Below are 2079 nucleotides of genomic sequence, written 5' to 3' on the forward strand. Positions count from 1 at the left end.
GCAGCCAGCCTGGCGATCGTGCTGCTGGCACATGCGGTGCTGATCGGTACGCTGTGGTGGTGGGCGTCGCGCACGCCGCCGGTCGTAGCAGTGGCACCTCCTGCCGCCTTGATGCTGGAATTGGCTCCCGCCGCGCAGGCGCCGCCGGTACCGCCGCGCGCGCTGCCCGCCGGACCGTTGCAGCAGGAGCAGCAGCGGCGCGCGATCGTGCCGAAGCAACACGAACAGATCAAGGCGCCGGCGCTGCTACAAGGGGAGCTTGCGGCCCCGCTCGAGACACCTGCGAAGCCGACAGAGGACGCTGCGGACGCCAACGTCGATCGCACGCTGGCGCCACCGGATATTCCTGCACAGGCAGCAGCACGTTACGCTGCACCGCGTACCACGGCCGGCGAACGCAGCAGTGCCAGCGCCACCTGGCAGGGGCTGCTGCTGGGACACCTGCAACAGCATCGGCGCTATCCACGCCAGTCCGAACGGTTGCGCCAGCAGGGCGTGGCCTATGTGCGCTTTGCGGTTGCCCGCGACGGCCGCGTGTCGGCGCCGCGCATCGAGCGCAGCAGCGGCTTCGCCCTGCTCGACCAGGAGACACTGGACACCGTGCAGCGGGCCAGCCCGGTGCCGGCGCCGCCGGCCGATGTGGCCGGCGACCCGGTGGAAGTGATGGTGCCAGTGGCGTTCTACCTGCGCGGTCGGTGAACTTGTAGAGCCGAGCCCATGCTCGGCTGTTCTCCCATCCCGCGAACCCGTCGAGCCGAGCATGGACTCGGTTCTACAGAAGGCCCTTACAACAGCGGCACCAGCAACAACGCCACGATGTTGATGATCTTGATCAGTGGGTTGATCGCCGGGCCGGCGGTGTCCTTGTACGGATCACCCACGGTGTCGCCGGTTATCGCTGCCTTGTGCGCCTCGCTGCCCTTGCCGCCGAAGTGGCCATCCTCGATGTACTTCTTGGCGTTGTCCCAGGCACCGCCCCCGGTGGTCATCGAAATGGCCACGAACAGGCCGGTGACGATCGTGCCGATCAGCAGCCCGCCCAGCGCGCGTGGCCCCAGCAGCAGGCCGACCACCACCGGCACCACCACCGGCAGCAGCGACGGCACGATCATTTCGCGGATTGCCGAGCGGGTCAGCATGTCCACCGCCTTGTCGTACTGCGGCTTGGCGGTGCCCTGCATGATGCCGGGGATCTCGCGGAACTGCCGCCGCACTTCCTCCACCACCGCGCCGGCCGCACGACCAACCGCTTCCATCGCCATCGCGCCGAACAGGTAGGGAATCAGGCCGCCGATTAGCAGGCCGATGATCACCGTGTGGTCGCTGAGGTCGAAGCGGAACTCCTGGCCGGGATTGGCCGCCTGCAGGTTGTGCGTGTAGTCGGCGAACAAGACCAGCGCGGCCAGTGCTGCCGAACCGATGGCATAGCCCTTGGTGACCGCCTTGGTGGTGTTGCCCACCGCATCCAGCGGATCGGTGATGTCGCGGATCTCCGAAGGCAGCTCTGCCATCTCGGCGATGCCACCAGCGTTGTCGGTGATCGGCCCGTAGGCATCGAGTGCGACGATCATGCCCGCCATCGACAGCATTGCCGTGGCGGCGATGGCGATGCCGTACAAACCGGCCAGCGCGTGCGCGCCCCAGATCGCCGCGCAGACGGCAATCACCGGCAGCGCGGTGGACTTCATCGAGATGCCGAGGCCGGCGATGATGTTGGTGCCATGGCCGGTGGTCGAGGCCTGTGCCACATGCTGCACCGGCTTGTACTGGGTACCGGTGTAGTACTCGGTGATCCACACGATCAGGCCGGTCAATACCAGGCCGATCAGCGCACAGCCATACAGCGCCATCGGCCCGTACACGTTGTCCGCCATCAGTCCTGTGGTGATCGGATAGAACGCGATCGCTGCCAGCACACCGGAGACAATCACGCCCTTGTACAGCGCGCCCATGATCGAGCCACCGGGCTTCACCTTCACAAACAGCGCGCCGATGATCGAAGCGATGATCGAAACACCGCCCAGCACCAGCGGATACAGCACCGCATTGGCGCCGGCCTCGGCCAGCATCAGGCTGCCC

2 protein-coding genes are annotated in these 2079 nt (G+C 66.9%); one reads left to right on the forward strand and one right to left on the reverse strand.

From position 1 onward, the window contains the following. On the forward strand, positions 1-699 hold a 699-nt coding region (locus tag DBR20_RS11935; RefSeq protein ID WP_108266313.1), incomplete at its 5' end, for an energy transducer TonB. 86 nt (positions 700-785) lie between these two features. Here the strand turns inward: DBR20_RS11935 and DBR20_RS11940 are convergent. Beyond that, positions 786-2079: sodium-translocating pyrophosphatase (locus tag DBR20_RS11940; RefSeq protein WP_258223322.1), on the reverse strand; the 1294-nt coding region annotated here is incomplete at its 5' end.

Source organism: Stenotrophomonas sp. HMWF023, from assembly GCF_003060985.1.
In the GTDB taxonomy this organism is placed as follows: domain Bacteria; phylum Pseudomonadota; class Gammaproteobacteria; order Xanthomonadales; family Xanthomonadaceae; genus Stenotrophomonas; species Stenotrophomonas lactitubi.